General features: G+C 74.0%; 17 protein-coding genes and 1 riboswitch. Of the genes, 9 read left to right on the top strand and 8 right to left on the bottom strand.

Going from position 1 to position 17,619, the window contains the following annotated elements; all coding sequences use genetic code 11:
• Positions 1-115 precede the first annotated feature (115 nt).
• The gene (arfB, locus tag ABT014_RS05965; RefSeq protein WP_350637410.1) at positions 116-547 is read left to right on the top strand and encodes an alternative ribosome rescue aminoacyl-tRNA hydrolase ArfB; all 432 of its coding nucleotides are present in this window, start codon (positions 116-118) and stop codon (positions 545-547) included.
• Positions 548-587: 40 nt separating this feature from the next.
• Here the strand turns inward: arfB and ABT014_RS05960 are convergent, their stop codons facing one another.
• Entirely contained in the window at positions 588-1,052 is a 465-nt protein-coding gene (locus ABT014_RS05960) for a flavin reductase family protein (RefSeq protein ID WP_350637487.1), read from the bottom strand.
• A gap of 443 nt (positions 1,053-1,495) precedes the next feature.
• Here ABT014_RS05960 and ABT014_RS05955 point away from each other — a divergent pair, with 443 nt between their 5' ends.
• Entirely contained in the window at positions 1,496-3,406 is a 1,911-nt protein-coding gene (locus ABT014_RS05955) for a GGDEF domain-containing protein (RefSeq protein ID WP_350637409.1), read from the top strand.
• Positions 3,407-3,531: 125 nt separating this feature from the next.
• Complete coding sequence (locus tag ABT014_RS05950; RefSeq protein WP_350637408.1) at positions 3,532-4,437, top strand: carbohydrate-binding protein; 906 nt, start codon at positions 3,532-3,534, stop codon at positions 4,435-4,437.
• On the opposite strand, the gene ABT014_RS05945 is transcribed toward ABT014_RS05950, so the two are convergent.
• The 4 genes from ABT014_RS05945 to ABT014_RS05930 all read right to left on the bottom strand — a co-directional run bounded on the left by ABT014_RS05945 (position 4,400) and on the right by ABT014_RS05930 (position 8,641).
• Positions 4,400-5,278: a class II fructose-bisphosphate aldolase gene (locus tag ABT014_RS05945; RefSeq protein WP_350637407.1), complete on the bottom strand. Its 879-nt coding sequence runs from the start codon at positions 5,276-5,278 to the stop codon at positions 4,400-4,402. The two genes, ABT014_RS05950 and ABT014_RS05945, sit on opposite strands and share 38 nt — an antisense overlap.
• A 95-nt stretch (positions 5,279-5,373) precedes the next feature.
• Positions 5,374-6,543, bottom strand: coding sequence for an N-acetylglucosamine-6-phosphate deacetylase (gene nagA, locus ABT014_RS05940; RefSeq protein ID WP_350637406.1), 1,170 nt, complete (start codon positions 6,541-6,543; stop codon positions 5,374-5,376).
• Positions 6,540-7,472, bottom strand: coding sequence for an ROK family protein (locus tag ABT014_RS05935; protein WP_350637405.1), 933 nt, complete (start codon positions 7,470-7,472; stop codon positions 6,540-6,542). The genes nagA and ABT014_RS05935 overlap by 4 nt, the downstream gene beginning before the upstream one ends.
• Positions 7,473-7,720: 248 nt before the next feature.
• The gene (locus ABT014_RS05930) at positions 7,721-8,641 is read right to left on the bottom strand and encodes an SIS domain-containing protein (protein WP_350637404.1); all 921 of its coding nucleotides are present in this window, start codon (positions 8,639-8,641) and stop codon (positions 7,721-7,723) included.
• A gap of 219 nt (positions 8,642-8,860) precedes the next feature.
• Between ABT014_RS05930 and ABT014_RS05925 the strand changes: the two genes are divergently transcribed.
• Both ABT014_RS05925 and ABT014_RS05920 read left to right on the top strand, forming a co-directional pair.
• Entirely contained in the window at positions 8,861-9,655 is a 795-nt protein-coding gene (locus ABT014_RS05925; RefSeq protein ID WP_350637403.1) for a DeoR/GlpR family DNA-binding transcription regulator, read from the top strand.
• Positions 9,656-9,833: 178 nt separating this feature from the next.
• Entirely contained in the window at positions 9,834-11,144 is a 1,311-nt protein-coding gene (locus ABT014_RS05920) for an extracellular solute-binding protein (RefSeq protein WP_350637402.1), read from the top strand.
• A 54-nt stretch (positions 11,145-11,198) separates the two neighbouring features.
• Here the strand turns inward: ABT014_RS05920 and ABT014_RS05915 are convergent, their stop codons facing one another.
• Complete coding sequence (locus ABT014_RS05915) at positions 11,199-11,543, bottom strand: cupin domain-containing protein (protein WP_350637401.1); 345 nt, start codon at positions 11,541-11,543, stop codon at positions 11,199-11,201.
• A 94-nt stretch (positions 11,544-11,637) separates the two neighbouring features.
• On the opposite strand from ABT014_RS05915, the gene ABT014_RS05910 reads away from it, so the two are divergent.
• Both ABT014_RS05910 and otsB read left to right on the top strand, forming a co-directional pair.
• On the top strand, positions 11,638-11,865 hold the full coding sequence (locus ABT014_RS05910; protein WP_350637400.1) for a DUF3263 domain-containing protein: 228 nt from the start codon (positions 11,638-11,640) through the stop codon (positions 11,863-11,865).
• A gap of 73 nt (positions 11,866-11,938) precedes the next feature.
• On the top strand, positions 11,939-12,799 hold the full coding sequence (otsB, locus tag ABT014_RS05905; protein WP_350637399.1) for a trehalose-phosphatase: 861 nt from the start codon (positions 11,939-11,941) through the stop codon (positions 12,797-12,799).
• 42 nt (positions 12,800-12,841) lie between these two features.
• On the opposite strand, the gene ABT014_RS05900 is transcribed toward otsB, so the two are convergent.
• Both ABT014_RS05900 and ABT014_RS05895 read right to left on the bottom strand, forming a co-directional pair.
• A complete protein-coding gene (locus ABT014_RS05900) occupies positions 12,842-14,311 on the bottom strand; it encodes an alpha,alpha-trehalose-phosphate synthase (UDP-forming) (protein WP_350637398.1) in 1,470 nt (489 codons plus the stop codon).
• Between the two features lie 76 nt (positions 14,312-14,387).
• Positions 14,388-15,368, bottom strand: coding sequence for a glucosyl-3-phosphoglycerate synthase (locus ABT014_RS05895; protein WP_350637486.1), 981 nt, complete (start codon positions 15,366-15,368; stop codon positions 14,388-14,390).
• A gap of 191 nt (positions 15,369-15,559) precedes the next feature.
• Positions 15,560-15,703, top strand: a riboswitch (SAM riboswitch).
• 17 nt (positions 15,704-15,720) lie between these two features.
• Between ABT014_RS05895 and thrC the strand changes: the two genes are divergently transcribed.
• Positions 15,721-16,998, top strand: coding sequence for a threonine synthase (gene thrC, locus ABT014_RS05890; RefSeq protein WP_350637397.1), 1,278 nt, complete (start codon positions 15,721-15,723; stop codon positions 16,996-16,998).
• Between the two features lie 54 nt (positions 16,999-17,052).
• Entirely contained in the window at positions 17,053-17,331 is a 279-nt protein-coding gene (locus tag ABT014_RS05885; protein WP_350637396.1) for a ubiquitin-like small modifier protein 1, read from the top strand.
• The last annotated feature ends 288 nt before the right edge of the window (positions 17,332-17,619 follow it).

The raw sequence follows: 17,619 nt of genomic DNA, 5'->3' as shown, positions 1-17,619 counted from the left end.
CCGGCACGACGGGATGACCGGCGACGGGGTGACCGGCACGACGGGGTGACGCGCTCGACAGGATGACCGGGATAACCGGGTGACCGGCGCCCGTCCGGCGCGGGATGATGGGCGCATGCCCGAGCCCATCCGCGTACGGGGATCGGTGGTCGTCCCCGACGCCGAGCTCGTCTGGCGCTTCTCGCGTTCCTCCGGCCCCGGTGGCCAGCACGTCAACACCTCCGACACCCAGGTCGAGCTGCGCTACGACCTGGTGGCCAGCGCCGCGCTGCCCGAGGTCTGGAAGGCCCGCGCCCTGGAGCGGCTGGCCGGCCGGCTGGTGGACGGCCGGGTGCTGGTGGTCCGCGCCTCCGAGCACCGCTCGCAGTGGCGCAACCGCGAGGTGGCCGCCGCCCGGCTGGCCTCGCTGCTCGGCGAGGCGACCGCGCCGCCGCCCAAGGCCCGGCGGGCCACCAAGCCGAGCCGGGGGATGGTGGAGCGTCGGCTGGACAACAAGCGCCGGCGGGCCGAGCTGAAGCAGGGCCGCAGCCGGCCGCGCCCGGAGTGAGCCGTCCGGCCCGGTCCGCGGGCCCGGCGGCCCCGGCCGGTCAGCCGATCCTGCGGTAGCCGCCGCGGAAGTACAGCAGCGGTCGCTCGGCGGGGCCGGCCAGCCCGGCCTCCAGCACCCGGCCGATCACCAGGACGTGGTCCCCGGCGGCGACCCGCTGCTCGGTGCGGCACTCGACGGTGGCCAGCGCCCCGTCGATCAGCGGCGCGCCCGAGTGCGGCCCGGTCCGGTGCGGGGTGTCGGCGAACAGCAGCCGGTCGCTGAGCCGGCCCTTCATGGCGAACCGCGAGGCGAGCGCCCGCTGGTCCTCGCCGAGCAGCGAGACCGCCCAGGTCTCGGCCCGGGTGAGCACCTCGTCCATCCGGGAGTCCGTGCGCACCGAGACCAGCACCAGCGGCGGATCCAGCGAGACGGACAGGAACGACGTGGCGGTCATGCCCACGTCCTCGCCGTCCTCGGGATCGTTGGCGGTCACCAGGCTGACGCCGGAGGCGAGCTGGGCCATGGCGGCCCGGAACTCGTCGGCGGTGGCGACGGGGGCGGCGGGAGGTTGTGGGGAGGTGTGCACGTACGGCACGGTAGTCGCCCCGCCACACGGCCGGTATCGGGCCCTGGTCGTAGGACCGCCGGGCCCCGGGGCGGGGCCCCGCTGGTCCGCGAGGCGGGCGCCGTTCACTCCCGAGGGTGAGGGCGCAGGCGGCGCAGCGGGTCGCCGGGCCCCTGCCGGCGGGGTCGTGCGCGGGCCGACGGTCGCCCCGGCGCCGGAGAATGTCCCGGTATCGGATGACTCAAAGCGCCCGAACCGGTCCATCCTTGTGTGATTTGGGTCACAGTGGCCACCTATTGCTGACCGAGCGTGCCTATCGCAGTGCTCCCTGTGATTCAGTTCTTCTGGCAATCGGACGATAACCAGTCACGAACAATCCGAAGCAGCCGGGGAGCCCCCGCATGGAAGCCGAGTCGGAGCCCTACGTCCGCCTCGCGACCCTCCGCACCTTGCACCGGGTCGTGGCGGACCTCAACGCTGCCCGGAGCCTGGCCGGCACCCTCCAGGCCGTGGTCGAGGGCGCCGTGCACGGGCTGGGATTCGACGCCGCCGCCGTGAGCCTGGTCCGGCCGGACGGCGACCTGGTGGTCGCCGCGGTCTGGGAGATCGAGGAGAGCGCCCTCGGCGGGCCCGCCGTGCTGCTCGGCCAGGTCGGCTCCCGGGAGTCCTGGGAGCGGCTGCTCGGCGTCTGCGACCACTGGGGCACCCTGCGCTTCCTGCCGCACGACCGCGGCTGGGCGGTCGCCTCCGACATACCCACCTGGACCGGCGACGGCCCGCTGCCGGTCTACGCCAACGACTGGCACCCCAACGACGGCCTGCTCGCACCGATGTACAGCGCCGGCGGCGACCTGCTCGGCGTGCTCTCGGTGGACCGCCCGCGCAGCGGCAAGCGCCCGGGCGCCTGGACCCGCGAGGCGCTGGAGATGTTCTCGCTGCAGGCGTCGATCGCCATCGGCAACGCCAGGCTACGCGCGGAGATGCAGCGGGCGCTGGCCCGGCTGGAGAAGGAGCAGCAGGCGCTGCGGGCCAGCGAGGAGAGCTTCCGGCAGGCCTTCGAGTACGCGCCCAGCGGGATGGCCATCACCGAGCTGCACGGCGACGCGATGGGGCAGCTGACCCGGGTCAACGACGCGCTCTGCCGGCTGCTCGGACGGCCCCGGGCCACCCTGCGCCAGCAGCGGTTCGCCGACCTGGTGCACCCCGAGGACCTGGCGCTGCTCCAGCGCACCAGCGCCGAGGGCGGCCGGGCCGAGCTGAGACTCTCCCGCCGGGACGGCGGCTACCAGTGGGTCTGCCTGCGCAACTCGGTGGTGGCGGACGCCGCGGAGGGCCCGAGCTTCCTGCTGACCCACGTCGAGGACATCGAGGACCGCAAGAAGCACGAGCTCCAGCTCGCCCACCGGGCCAGCCACGACGCGCTGACCGGGCTGCCCAACGGGTCCGAGCTGCGCGCCCGGCTGGGTCGCCGGCTGTGTGCCGCGCCCCAGGGGCCGGGCGGCTCGGCCGCGCACGGGGCGGCGTACGGGGCGGGCTACGGCGCGGTCACCGCCGGGCACGCCGCCCTGACGGAGAGCGCGCCGCACAGCGCCCAGGACGTGGCGTACAGCACCTCCTACGAGCCGGCGTACGAGCCCTCGTACGCCGGCTCCTCGTACGGCGGCTCCTACGGCGCGCACGGGGGCTTCGAGGGGCTGGACGCCGGCGTGCCGGTGCACGGCTACGGTCACCCCGAGGAGTCGCTCCACCACGACATCGAGGTCTTCGACGGCGGGTACCCGGCGCAGCTGCGCGAGCCCGCCCCCGACCACGTGCACGCCGTGGTCCCGGTCGACCAGCCGGGCGGCGAGGTGTGGGCGGGCAGCCGGCGGGTGCCGGTGCCGGGGGAGAAGGGGCTGGCGGTGCTCTTCTGCGACCTGGACGGCTTCAAGTCGGTGAACGACCGGTTCGGGCACAACGCCGGCGACGCGGTGCTGATCGAGGTCGCCCGCCGGCTCCAGCAGGTGGTCCGCGAGGGCGACACGGTGGCCCGGATGGGCGGCGACGAGTTCGTCGTGCTGGCCGACGGCATCGGCCGCGAGGAGGCCAAGGACCTGGCCGGACGGCTGCGCAACGCGATCATCCCGCCGATGCGGATCGACAACCGCGCGATGCGGGTCGGCGTCAGCCTGGGGATCGGCTGGGCGGGCTGCGGGATGAGCATCGAGGAGGTGCTGCAGGCGGCCGACGAGCGGATGTACGACGAGAAGCGGGCCCGGGGCAGCGCGGTCCGGGGGGCGCGCGGGGAGCGCTCGCACCGCCGGGCGGGCTAGGCGCAGATCAGACCGCCTTTTCCTGCTGGACGGGGGCGCCAGGTAGGGTGCCCTGGGTACGAGCGTCCACCACTGACCGTACGGCAAGCTCCGTGCGGCCCGCCGCGATGGGGAGTTGAACCACCGTGACCACGGCCGGCAGCAACGGCACACCCGAGAGCGCGGGCGACGACGACCCGTTCGCCTACCTCTACCGCCCCGCCGCGGGCGAACCGGCTGCGCAGCCGCAGCCGCGCAGCGGCTACAGCAGGCCCATGGAGGTCGGCCGGGCGCAGTACGGCGCACCGGCGGCGGCGCCCACGCAGCAGTTCCCCGGGCCGCAGTCGGCGCCGACCGCCGCGGTGCCGCAGCAGGCCAGGTACGCGGAGCGCTCGCGCCCGCAGCCGGGCGAGGAGCGGCCGAGCGGCGGTCGCGGCAAGGCCGCCGTGATCGGCGCGGTCGCGGTGATCGCCGCGGTCGCGGTCGGCGCCGGCATCGCGCTGTCCGGCGGCGGTGAGGACAAGGCGGACGCGAAGAGCACGCAGAGCGGCGCTCCGGCCGCCGCCTCCACCCAGCCGTCCACGGCGCCCTCCTCGGCCGCTCCGGCCAGCCCCACGGCGGACGGGCAGCCGATCGTCGACGCCTCCAAGATCCAGGGGCAGAACGCGGCGACGGGCAACTCGGTCAAGGGCGCGGTCTCCGCCGACGGCGGGTACCTGACGATGCAGGCCGGTTCCACGGCGACCTTCGCGGTCTCGGCGCCCTCGGCCGGCCAGTACAAGCTCTGGCTGCACTTCAACAACTCGGTGGCCGACCTGCCCGCCACGGTCAGCGTCAACGGCGCGGACCACCCGGGCGGTGTCACCTTCAAGAACTACGGCAAGGGCAGCGCCGACCCCGAGCGCTCCTGGTTCAGCACCAACATATGGCCGCAGCTGCAGGCCGGGACGAACACCGTGACGGTGTCCATCCCGGCCGGGAGCAGCGGTTCGATCCTGCTGGACCAGGTGGCACTCACCCCGATGTCGGTCGGCGACTACCCGAAGCGCTGACCAGCGCGGCGAGGTGGGCGACCACCTCGGTCATCGCGTCGCGGGCCGGCGCGAGGTACTTCCTCGGGTCGCTGACCCGGTCGTCCTCGGCCAGCCGGCGCCGGACGGCCGGGGTGAACGCGGTGTTCAGCGCCGTGCCGATGTTGACCTTCACCAGGCCGGCCGCGAGGCCGTCGGCCAGCTCCTGGTCCGGGACGCCGGAACTGCCGTGCAGGACCAGCGGGACGCTCACGGCGGCGGCGAGCCGGCCGATCAGCGCGTGGTCGAGGGCGGCGGACCGGGTGGTCATCGCGTGCGAGCTGCCGACCGCGACCGCCAGCGCGTCCACGCCGGTGTCGGCGACGTAGGCCGCCGCCTCGGCGGGGTCGGTCCGGGCGCCGGGGGCGTGCGGGGAGAGCGGCGGCTCGCCGTCCTTGCCGCCGACCCGGCCGAGTTCGGCCTCCAGGTGCAGCCCGTGCCGGTGGGCCCAGGCGGCGGCCTCGGTGGTGGCCTTGACGTTCTCGGCGTGCGGCAGCGCGGAGGCGTCGTACATCGCGGAGGAGAAGCCCGCGGCGGGGGCGGCCCGCAGCAGGTCCACGTCCTCGACGTGGTCCAGGTGCAGCGACAGCGGGACCCGGGCGGCGGCGGCCACCTCGGCGCAGGCGCGGGCCAGCGGGAGCAGCCGGCCGCCGTGGAAGGTGACCGCGTTCTGACTGATCTGCAGGACGGCGGCGGAGCCGGCGCGTTCGGCGCCGGCGGCGATCGCCTCGGCGTGCTCCAGCGTGATCACGTTGAAGGCGGGCAGGCCGCGCCGCTCGGCGACGGCGGTGGCGAGCAGGTCGGCGGTACGGGCGAGAGGCATGGGTGTCCCAAGGGAGGTGAGTAGCGGGACGCAGTACCGCTGCTCACCCCCCGCGGGACGGGAGCCGGGGCCCGGGTGCCGGGACCTCGGGCCGTTCAGCCGGACTTGGTGAGGCGGTCCGCGCCGACGATCCACTCGCCGCGGCGCATCACCGCGACGAGTTCGTAGCTGTCGGAGTCGAGGACGACGAGGTCGGCGTTCTTGCCGGCCTCCAGGGAACCGATCGAGTCGCTCAGCCCGAGCAGCCGGGCCGGGACGGTGGACAGGGACTGCACGGCCTGTTCCAGGCTCAGGCCGTTGACCGTGACGGAGCGTCGGAAGGCGACGTCCAGGGTGAGCGTGGAGCCCGCGATGGAGCCGCCCTCGACCAGCCGGGCGACGCCGTTCTCGACCCGGACCTGGAGCGGGCCGAGCGGGTAGAGCCCGTCGCCCATCCCGGCCGCGCCCATCGCGTCCGTGATCAGTGCCACCCGCCCGGCGCCGGCCGTGCCGTACGCCAGGTCCAGCACCGAGGGGTGCAGGTGGATGCCGTCGTTGATCAGCTCGACGGTGACCCGCTCGTCCTCCAGCAGGGCGACGATCGGGCCGGGCGCGCGGTGCTGGATGCCCGGCATCGCGTTGAACAGGTGGGTGGCGACGGTGGCGCCGGCGTCGATCGCCTCCAGCGTCTTGGCGTAGTCGGAGTCGGTGTGCCCGACCGCGGCGATGATGCCGAGGTCGGTCAGCATCCGGACGGACTCCAGGCCGCCGGGCAGTTCCGGGGCGAGGGTGAACATCCGGGCGTGGCCGCGGGCCGCGTCCGCCAGCTTGCGCACCAGCGCCGGGTCCGGGTCGCGCAGCAGGTCGGGGCGGTGGGCGCCGCACCGGTTGTGCGAGATGAACGGGCCCTCGAAGTGGATCCCGGCCAGCACCCCGTCCTCCACCAACTCGGAGAGGACGGCGGCCTGGTGGCACAGCTCGTCGATCTCGCCGGTGACGGTGGAGGCGATCGTGGTGGTGGTGCCGTGCTCCAGGTGGGTCCGGGCCGCCCGCAGGGCCTCCTCGGCCACCCCGGAGGCGTACGAGGCGCCGCCGCCGCCGTGCACGTGGAGGTCGACGAAGCCGGGCACCACGGTGCGGCCGGTCAGGTCGGTGTCGCCGGGCTCCGCCGGGCCGCCGAGACCCGCGATGCGCGGACCCTCGACGACGAGCCGGCCGTTCTCGACCACACCGCCGGGAAGGACGAGTCGGGCGCCGGCGAGGGCAGTACGGTCCGCGGTTGTCACGCGGTCACCTCCATGGAGAGCAGATCCCAGGCGAGCAGGCCGGCGCCCAGGGACGCGGCGGTGTCTTTGAGCATGGCCGGTACGACCTTCGGGGGCATCTGGAAGGTCAGCCGCTCCGTCACCGCCTGGCGCAGGGGCGTGAAGAGGGTGTCACCGGCCTCGGCCAGCCCGCCGCCGACGATCACCGTCGACGGGTCGAGCAGGCTCTGCGCCAGCACGATCCCGTCGGCGAGGGCGTCGACGGCGCTCTGCCAGACCTCGGCCGCGCGCTTGTCCCCGGCCTCGACGGCCAGCGCGCAGGCGGCGGCGTCGGCGGCGGGGTCGCCGTTGGCGAGGGCCCAGGCCCGGGAGACCGCGGAGGCCGAGGCCAGCGTCTCCAGGCAGCCGAAGGCGCCGCAGCCGCAGGCCGGTCCGCCGGGGCGGACGACCACGTGGCCGATCTCGCCGCCGTAGCCGTGCGCACCGGACTCGATCCGGCCGCCGATCCCGATGGCGCCGGCGATGCCGGTGCCGAGCGCGATGAACAGGAAGCGGTCGACCCCGCGGCCGGCGCCGATCCGCCCCTCGGCCAGCCCGCCGGAGCGGACGTCGTGGCCGAGGGCGACCGGCAGGCCGCCGAGCCGCTCGCCGAGCAGTTCCCGCATCGGGAGGTCCCGCCAGCCGAGGTTGGCGGAGAACACCGCGATCCCGTTCTTCTCGTCGATCGTCCCCGGCACCGCGACGCCGGCCGCGAGCGGGGCTCGGCCGAAGCGGCTGCGGCCCTCGTCCGCGAGGTCGGCGGCGAAGTCGAGGATGGTGGCGACGACGGCCTCGGTGCCGTGCTCCCGCCCGGTCGGTCGGCGTGCTTCGAACAGCACGGAGCCGTCCTGGGCGAGCAGCGCGGCCTTCATGCCGGTGCCGCCTACATCGAGTGCGATGACGTGCTTCACGGGGGACAGTTTCCCTTGCCCATGTCGAAGAGGTCTAGTCCAGTTGCCCGATTGGTCTGGTCCATGAGAGGTGAGGTTTGTCGCGCTTGGGTGCCTGCCGGGTGATTTGTGGAGCCTCGGTCAGCTTTCCTTCCGGTCGGATTCCCCTGCGGTCGGGCCGGCGTGGCCCATCGGCGGCGTGCTGCCGGGTGCTCGGGTGATCGGGTGATCGGGTGCTCAGGCGCTCGGGTGCTCGGGCGCTCGGGTGCTCAGGCCAGGATGACGGACCTGGTCAGGTTGCGGGGGCGGTCCGGGTCGAGTCCGCGCGCGGCGGCCAGTGCGAGGGCCAGCCGGTGCACCCCGACCAGGTCGGCCAGCGGGTCCACGCCGCCCGGTCCGGAGCCGGCGACCAGGTGCCCGCCGACGCCCGCGACCTGCTCGGCCAGGCCCTCGGGCAGGGCGCCGAAGCACCACACCGCGCGGCCGGGGGCGGTGATGCTGATCGGGCCGTGCCGGTACTCCATCGCCGGGTAGGCCTCGGTCCAGGCCAGCGCCGCCTCGCGCATCTTCAGCCCGGCCTCCTGGGCCAGGCCGATGGTCCAGCCGGTGCCGAGGAAGCTGAACTGCTCGCAGGCGACCAGCTCGGCCGGGACCTCGCGGGCCAGCACCGCCTCGGCGTCGTCGGCCGCGGCGGCCACCGTGCCGACCCCGGCCGGCCGGGCGTCCGCCAGCTCCAGGTGGGCCCGCAGCAGGGCGAGCGTGGTGGTGGCGAACCGGGTCTGCACCACCGAACGCTCGTCCGCGAAGCCCAGGTCCACCAGCTGCCCGGCCGCCGCGGCGATCGGCTGCGTGACGTCACCGGTGATCGCGGTGTTCGGGGTGTCGATCCGGCCGAGCAGGTCGAGCACCTCGGTGGTGGTGCCGGACCGGCTGATCACCAGGACGCGGTCGTAGCTGCGGCCGTACGGGAACTCGGAGGCCGCGAAGGCGTCCGTCTCGCCGTGACCGCCCGCCTCGCGCAGCGCCGCGTACGACTGCGCGATGAACCACGGGGTGCCGCAGCCGACCACGGCCACCCGCTCGCCGCGCTGCGGCAGGGCGGGCGCCACCTCGGCCGCCAGGCCGATCGCGGTGCGCCAGTCGGCGGGCTGGGTGGCGAGCTCCTCGCCGGTCAGGGATGGAACGGGCATCGGGCGGGCTCCTCGGGTCGGCACTCCGGTCCACGGCATCGGGTGGTGCGTGAAGCTGTTTGATTTATAGCTTTTTCGAGCAGCATTGCGCAATGGTGCGCTCCGGATGGGCGAGAAGATCCCGCATCGACGCGCGGAGATGTGACAAGCTGTCCCCGCTTCGCGCGCGGCCTCGCGCGGGCCCGGAGCGGTCGAGCAGGCGAGGAGGGGCGGCACAGCATGTCCAGGTACGAGCGATGGAACTCACTGCTGGAACTGCTCGCCGAGCACGGGAAGCTGGAGGTCGAGGAGGCCGCCGAGGCGCTCGGGGTGTCCGCCGCCACCATCCGGCGCGACCTCGACCAGCTCGCCCGCCAGCAGATGGTGACCCGCACCCGGGGTGGCGCGGTGGCCCACAACGTCTCCTACGACCTGCCGCTGCGCTACAAGTCGGCCCGCCACGCGGACGCCAAGCAGCGGATCGGCGCGGCGGTGGCCGCGCTGCTGGCGCCGGGCGAGGTGGTCGGCCTGAACGGCGGCACCACCACCACCGAGGTGGCCCGCGCGCTCGCCGTCCGGCCGGAACTCACCGAGCGGGCCGAGAACGGCCCCGGGCAGACCCTCACGGTGGTCACCAACGCGCTGAACATCGCCAACGAGCTGACCGTCCGCCCGCAGGTGAAGATCGTGGTCACCGGCGGCGTCGCGCGCCCGCAGTCGTACGAGCTGATCGGCCCGCTGGCCGGGCTGGTGCTCGCCGAACTCACCCTGGACATAGCGGTGCTGGGCGTGGACGCGGTGGACGTCGAGCACGGCGCGACGGCCCACCACGAGGGCGAGGCCAGTGTGAACCGGCTGCTCGCCGAGCGCGCCCGGCGGGTGGTGGTGGCCGCCGACTCCTCCAAGCTCGGGCACCGCGCCTTCGCCCGGATCTGCGGGCTCGACGCGGTCGACGCACTGGTCACCGACAGCGCGGTGGACCCCGCGCTGGCCGCCGCCTTCACCGAGGCCGGCGTCGAGGTGATCACCGCCTGAACGCGGTGCGGGCCCGGGGTGACACAAGCCCGGGTTGTCCGAAAATGCCGGGCTCCGGTTGCGCCTGATGCAACGTCAGCAGACAACTCGGTAACTAACACCGCAAGAGGTATGGACCACCTGGCCGGGATGCTGCCAGGGTGGCGCCGCTCTCCATCCCTCGAAGGCGGTAACCGAGTTGAACAGTGCGTCCCGGCCGAGACCGACCCGGAAGTCCGGCAGCCCGACCCTCGCCGCGGCCCTCACGGGCACCCTCCTGCTCACCGGCTGCGGCGCCGTCACCAGCGCCGGCGGCGGCTCCGTCACCCTCAAACTGGTCGCCGCCGACTACGGCGACACCGAGGCCACCAGCACCACCCACTACTGGGACGACCTGGTGAGCCGCTTCGAGGCCACCAACCCGGGCTTCAAGGTCTCGGTCGAGGTGGTCCCGTGGACCGACATCGACAAGCGGGTCGCCGAGCTGATCAGCAGCGGCAAGGTGCCCGACGTGGTGCAGACCGGCGGCTACGCCGACCAGGTCGCCGCCGACCGGCTCTACCCGGCCGGCGACGTGCTCTCGATCGACACCCAGGCCGACATGATCGACGCCTTCGCCAAGGCCGGCCAGGTGCTCGGCAGCCAGTACGGCATCCCGTTCGTCGCCTCCACCCGGGTGTTCGTCTACAACCGGACGATGTTCCAGAAGGCCGGCATCAGCGGCCCGCCCGCCACCTGGGAGGAGCTGCGCAAGGACGCCGAGCTGATCAAGTCCAAGATGCCCGGGACCATCCCGTACGCGCTGCCGCTCGGGCCCGAGGAGGCCCAGGGCGAGTCGATGATCTGGACCATGAGCGGCGGCGGCACCCTCGCCGACAACGCCGGGAACTACACCGTCGACAGCCAGCCCAACCGGGACACCTTCAAGTGGCTGCGCACCAACCTGGTGGACCGTCACCTCACCTACCCGGACCCGTCCACGGTCGACCGCAAGACCGCCTTCACGGACTTCGCCGCCGGCAAGGTCGCGATGCTCAACGGGCACCCGGGCCTGGTCGCCAAGGCGATCGAGGCGAAGGTCGACTACGGCACCGCGGCCATCCCGCGCAAGGACGCCGGCGCCAAGCCGTCCACGCTGGGCGTGGCCGACTGGATGATGGCCTTCAAGGCCAACGGCCACAAGACCGAGATCAAGAAGTTCCTCAACTTCGTGTACCTGAAGGAGAACACGCTCAAGTTCGACGAGCAGTACAACCTGCTGCCGGTCACCCAGGACACCAAGGACGAGATGACCGGCAGCGGCAAGCACCAGGACCTCACCGAGTTCCTGAACGCGCTGCCGAGCGCCAACTTCTACCCGCTGGGCGACCCGTCCTGGGACAAGGTCAGCGTGCAGCTGAAGGAGCGGATCGGCGGCGCGGTGAAGCCCGGCGGGGACGAGGTGCTCACCCAGCTCCAGGCCGCGGCCGCCCAGGAGGCGAGCCGGGCCCGGGCCGCCGCGGGTCACTAGGGCCCGGCCCGGCCCGGTCGGTCGGGCCGGTCGGTCGGGCCGGTCGGGTCGGGCTCAGAGGTTGATGGCGTAGGCCTTGCGCAGGGTCTCGTGCACCGTCCATGTGGTGCGGTCACCCTCGCGCAGGACGGCCAGGTCGCCCGGTCCGACCTCCAGGGTCGGGCCGCCCTCGAACGCGATGGTGGCCCGGCCGCTGACCACGACGAACAGTTCGTCCGCCTCGGTGTCGGTCACCACGCCGGGGGTGATCTGCCAGATCCCGCGGATCTGCCGGCCGTCCGGGGACTCCCAGAGCACCTTGCCGGAGACCTCGGGCGTGCCCGAGACGATCTGGGCCGGGTCGAGCGGATCGGGTTCGAGCTCGGCGTCGGGGATGTGCACGGCGAAAGGGTTGGTCATGATCCCGACGCTAGCCGGACCGGCCCGCGGGTGGCGACGGCAGAGTGTGTCGGGGCGGCCGGGCAGAATGACACCTCGTAAGCGGAGGTGACCGATGGCTGGGCTGAGTGAGCGCGATCTCGCGGTGCTGGCGCTGGAGGCGCGGGCCTGGCGGACGTCCGGCGCCAAGGAGCGGGCGATCCGGGAGGAGCTGGGGATCTCCGGCACCCGGTACTACCAGCTGCTCAACGCGCTGCTGGACCGGCCGGAGGCGCTGGCCCACGCGCCGGTGCTGGTGAACCGGCTGCGCCGGGTCCGCCAGGCCCGCCGCGACGCGCGGTAGCCGGCGGCGGTGCCGTGGGCCCCGGCGGCGCTGCGCAGGCATCGCGGCGGGCGGCGTGGGTACGGTCGGGGGCATGGGAAGCCTTGAGTTCGAGACGCCCCGCACCGCCGCCGGCCGCGAGGGGTTGGCGGCGCTGCTGTCCGCCCCCGCCGAGAGCGTGGTGGGACTGGACTTCGACGGGACGCTGGCGCCGATCGTGGCCGACCCCGAGCAGGCCCGCGCGCACCCCGGGGTGGCACCGGCGCTCTCCGCGCTGGCGCCCCGGCTCGGCGCCGTGGTGGTGGTCACCGGCCGGCCGGCCGGGACGGCGGTGGCGTACGGCGGCTTCGCGGGCGTGCCGGGGCTGGAGCACCTCACCGTGCTCGGGCACTACGGCGCCGAGCGCTGGGAGGCCCGGACCGAGGAGGTGACCGCGGCCGAGCCGCCCGCCGGGGTGGCCGCCGTACGCGCCGCGCTGCCCGGCGTGCTGGAGCGGGCGGGTGCCCGGCCGGGCACCTGGACCGAGGACAAGGGGCGGGCGCTCGCCGTGCACACCCGCCGGGCCGAGCAGCCGCAGGAGGCGCTGGAGCTGCTGCGCGCCCCGCTCGCCGAGCTCGCCGCCGCGCACGGCCTGATGGTCGAGCCCGGCCGGATGGTGCTGGAGCTGCGGCCGCCCGGGGTGGACAAGGGCGCCGCGCTGGCCGGCTTCCTCGCCGGGCGCCCGCTGCGCACGGTGCTGTACGTCGGCGACGACCTCGGCGACCTGCCCGCCTTCGACGAGGTCGAGCGCCGCCGCGCGGCCGGGGCGCCGGGCCTGCTGGTCTGCAGCGCGGCCGTCGACGGCGAGGCACCGGTGAGCGCCCTCGCCGACCGGGCGGACCTGGTGGTGCCGGGCCCGGCCGGCGTGGTCGAGCTGCTGGCGGCGCTGGGGGCCGCGCTCGGCGACGCGCGCTGAGCGGCCCGCCGGGCGGCCTTCGCGGGCCGCCCGGCGCCGGTCTCAGCCCAGGGCCTCCAGCTGGTCCAGGAACCACTGCTGCGGCGGCAGCGCGGTGGCCGCGGCCGCCAGCCGCTTGGTGCGGTCGGCCCGCTCGCCCGGGGCCATGGTGAGGGCCTGGTGCAGCGCCTCGGCGGTGGCGATCACGTCGTACGGGTTGACCGTGATCGAGTCCTCGGCGAGTTCGGCGAAGGCGCCGGCCTCCCGGGACAGGACCAGTGCGCAGCCCTGGTCGGAGACCACCGGGATCTCCTTGGCGACCAGGTTCATGCCGTCCCGGATCGGGTTGACCAGGGCCACGTCGGCCAGCCGGTAGGCGGCCAGCGAGCGCGGGAAGTCGTCGTTGACGTGCAGGATCAGCGGCTGCCAGGCGGGGGTGCCGAACTCGTCGTTGATCTCGTGCGCGGTGCGCTGCACCGCCGCCGTGTACTCGCGGTACTCGGGCAGGTCGTGCCGGGAGGGGTAGGCGAACGCGATGTGCACCACCCGGCCCTGCCACTCGGGCCTGGTGCGCAGCAGGTGCCGGTAGGCGAGCAGGCCGCGGACGATGTTCTTGCTGAGCTCGGTGCGGTCCACCCGGACGATGGTCCGGCGGTCGCCGACCGCCTCCCGCAGCGTGGCGAGGCGGGCGTCCACGTCCGGCCGGTGCGCCCGCTCCCGCAGGAAGTCGGCGTCGGCGCCGAGGCCGTGCACCCCGAGCCGGGTGGTGCGGCCGGCGTGGGTGACGGTGAGCTGCTCGCGGTCGACGGTGGCACCGAGCAGGTCGGCGCAGCACTCGGCGAAGGCGAGGGCCCAGCGGCGGGTCAGGAAGCCGGCCCGGTCGGCGCCCAGGATCCCGGTGAGCACGGCCGCGCCGACGTCGTCGGGCAGCATCCGGTAGTACTCCGGCGGGGCCCAGGGGGTGTGCGAGAAGTGGCCGATCCGCAGGTCGGGGCGGAGCGCCCGGAGCAGCGCCGGGGCGAGCGAGAGGTGGTAGTCCTGGATCATCACGGCGGCGCCCGGGGCGGCCTCGGCGGCCAGCGCCTCGGCGAAGGCGGTGTTGTACGTGGTGTAGGACTCCCACTCGCGGCGGAAGCGGTCGTCGAAGTTGGGGGAGACCGGGGTGTCGTAGAGCAGGTGGTGGACGAACCAGAGGGTGGAGTTGGCCACGCCGTTGTAGGCGCGGGCGAAGGTGCCGGGATCGATGTCCAGCATCCGGACGGCCTGGCCGCCGACCTCGAAGCCGGCCAGGTCGAGCCGGCCGTCGGGGGACTGCCGGGCCGCCGTCCGGTCGGCCTCGCCGAGGGCCGCGCAGACCCAGACGGCGCTCGGGTCCTCGATCGCGGACAGGCCCGATACCAGGCCGCCACCTCCTCTGCGCAGGGTCAGCGAGCCGTCGTCCTCACTGGTGAAGGACACCGGGCCGCGGTTGGAGGCCACCAGGATCGGGGCGGCGCCGGGCTGATTCGAACGTGCGGACGCGTGATCGGCCATACTGCCAAGCTTGCCGCGACATCGGGTGTGCAAACCACTCAGCGCGCGGCGCGCCGCGCTCCCCGCCCCGGGACGGCTACCGGCCCGGGTACTCGGGGAGGGTGCGCACCGGCGGGCGCTCCACGGCCGGCACCGGGTGGGTGTGGGCGGTGAAGCCGCGGGTCTCGGGGTCGCGGGAGAACTGGGTGAGCAGCGGGTGCAGCAGCCCGTCCCCGGCCTTCAGCCGGTGGGTGCGGTCCAGGCGCTCCAGCGCGGTGCGGTAGATGGTCGCGGCCATCCGGCCGAGGGCCTGGCCGTCCTGGTGGCGGTGGTGGCGCACGCCGACGTCGACCTGGGCCAGCGCGTCCAGCCCGACCGCGTCCAGGGCGTCCACCAGCAGGCCGAGCTCGACGCCGTACCCGGTCGGGAAGGGCAGCCGCTCCAGCAGCGTCCGGCGGGCCGCGTACTCGCCGCCGAGCGGCTGGACGAAGCCGGCCAGCTGCGGCCAGTGCAGGTTCAGCAGCGGGCGGGCGACCAGCTCGGTGACCCGGCCGCCGCCGGCCGGGACGACCGCGCCGGCGGTCTCCAGCGGCCGGTCGTACATCGCCTTGACCAGCTGGATCCCCGGGTCGGTGAGCAGCGGACCGATGATCCCGGTGACGAAGGCGGGGTCGAACTCGCGCAGGTCGGCGTCGATGAAGCAGACGATCTCGCCGCGGGTGACCAGCAGCGACCGCCAGAGCACCTCGCCCTTGCCGGGCTCGGCCGGCAGCCGGGGCAGGATGTCGTCCCGGTGCACCACCCGGGCGCCGGCCGCCGCGGCCCGCTCGGCGGTGCGGTCCACCGAGCCGGAGTCGACCACCACCAGCTCGTCGACCAGCGGCATCCGCTCCATCAGCTCGGTGCGGATCGCGCCCACGATCTCGCCGACGGTCGGCTCCTCGTCCAGCGCGGGCAGCACCACGCTGACCGAACCGGCCGCCCCCGCCGCCCGCTTGGCGGCCAGCAGCGTCTCGACCGGACGGTCGGCGGCCGCCCAGGAGCGGCGGCGCAGCCAGGACGCCACCTCGGGCAGCACGTCGGGCCGGGGCTGGTCGGGCAAGATCTCGCTCCTCGGTCGGGCGGCGCCGTCTCGGGTGTCGGACGCCATGAGGTGGTACCGGGGCCTTCGGATACAGTCTTGGTAATGCGATCCGACCTTCGCACGTCGGGGTGGGTCGCTGTGCACGACCACAAACGCGCTGCCGGTTCCAACACCGCGCGCCACATTGCTCATCCAGAGGGACTGAGGGAACGGCCCGTTGAAGTCCCGGCAACCTTCCCGTCCGGCGAAGCGACCGTCAGGTCGAGGCCCCGGCGGGACAGGTGCCAATTCCGGCCTGTGGCGCGCCCGCGCCACGGGGAAGATGAGGAGAGAGGCCTCCGCCATCATGGCTACCGCTACCCCTGTCGCAGCCCCTGCCGTCGACCTCGGCCCCGCCGCCGCGCTGTCCTGTCGCGAGTGCGGCGCCCGCACCCCGCTCGGCCCGAGCTTCGCCTGCGTCGAGTGCTTCGGCCCGCTGGAGATCGCCTACGACTTCGGCTCGTACCGGGCCGAGGAGCTGCGCGCGCGGATCGAGGCCGGTCCGGCCTCGATCTGGCGTTACGCCCCGCTGCTGCCGGTCCCCGCCGACGTGGCCACCAAGCCGAACCTGAACCCGGGCTGGACCCCGCTGGTGAAGGCCGACAACCTGGGCCGCGAGCTGGGCTTCACCGCGCAGCTGCACGTCAAGGACGACTCCGGCAACCCGACCCACTCCTTCAAGGACCGGGTGGTCGCCTGCGCCATCGAGGCGGCGCGCGCCTTCGACTTCACCACCCTGTCCTGCTCCTCGACCGGCAACCTGGCCGGTGCGGTCGGTGCGGCGGCGGCCCGGGCCGGCTTCAAGTCCTGCGTCTTCATCCCGCACGACCTGGAGCAGGGCAAGGTCGTGATGGCCGGTGTCTACGGCGGCGAACTGGTCGGCATCGAGGGCAACTACGACGACGTGAACCGGTTCTGCTCCGAGCTGATCGGCGACCCGGCCGGCGAGGGCTGGGGCTTCGTCAACGTCAACCTGCGCCCGTACTACGGCGAGGGCTCCAAGACGCTGGCGTACGAGATCTGCGAGCAGCTCGGCTGGCGGCTGCCGGAGCAGATCGTCATCCCGATCGCCTCCGGTTCGCAGCTCACGAAGATCGACAAGGGCCTGCAGGAGCTGATCAAGCTCGGTCTGGTCGAGGACCGCCCGTACCGGATCTTCGGCGCCCAGGCCGAGGGCTGCTCCCCGGTGTCGGCCGCCTTCAAGGCCGGGCACGACGTGATCCGGCCGGTGAAGCCCGACACCATCGCCAAGTCGCTGGCGATCGGCAACCCGGCCGACGGCCCGTACGTGCTGGACATCGCCCGGCGCACCGGCGGCGCGGTCGAGGACGTCACCGACGCCGAGGTGGTCGAGGCGATCCGGCTGCTGGCCCGCACCGAGGGCATCTTCGCCGAGACCGCGGGCGGCGTCACCGTCGGCGTGCTCAAGAAGCTGGTCGAGACCGGGCAGCTGGACCCGGCCAAGGAGACCGTGGCGATCAACACCGGTGACGGCCTGAAGACCCTGGAGGCCGTCTCCGACGCCGGTCTGACCGCCACCATCCGGCCGACCCTGGAGTCCTTCCGGGCCGCCGGCCTGGCCTGAGCCCGCGCCCGCCCCGAGCCACCTCCCCCACCCCGCAGCAAGGAGTAGACGCCCATGAGCGCCACCGTCCGCATCCCCACCATCCTGCGCACCTACACCGGCGGCTCGGCCGAGGTGACCGCCGAGGGCGGCACCCTGGCCGAGGTGATCACGGACCTGGAGCAGAACCACCCCGGCATCTCGGCCCGGATCCTGGACGACGCCGGGCAGCTGCGCCGGTTCGTCAACGTGTACGTGAACGACGACGACGTGCGTTTCGCCGAGGGCCTGCAGACCGGCATCAAGGACGGCGCCGCCGTCTCGATCATCCCGGCGGTGGCCGGCGGCTGCTGATCCGGCCGCGCCATAGCAGTGACGGGCCGCCGCCCGGACCGGAATGCCGAAATTCCGGTCCGGGCGGCGGCCTTCGGCGTTCGGCCCGGACATTTGCCCATGTGGCTGGGTATAGAGTGCGGGACGAAGGGGTATTCGGGGCCGTTTCCAGCCGGCCCGCCCCCGCGCTCCGGTCGGGCACGCAGTGTCTGTCCGCTCGCTGAGACCGGCGATCCGGAGCGGTGCGCCGAACTGTCAGGCCGCCGTCAGAATTATTCCGGCGATTTGTTCCGTTGGTCCGCGATGTCC

The organism is Kitasatospora sp. NPDC094015, from assembly GCF_040304075.1.
GTDB lineage: Bacteria > Actinomycetota > Actinomycetes > Streptomycetales > Streptomycetaceae > Kitasatospora.
Note: the sequence above shows the minus strand (reverse complement) of the source record. Positions and strands in the feature narration are given on the sequence as shown.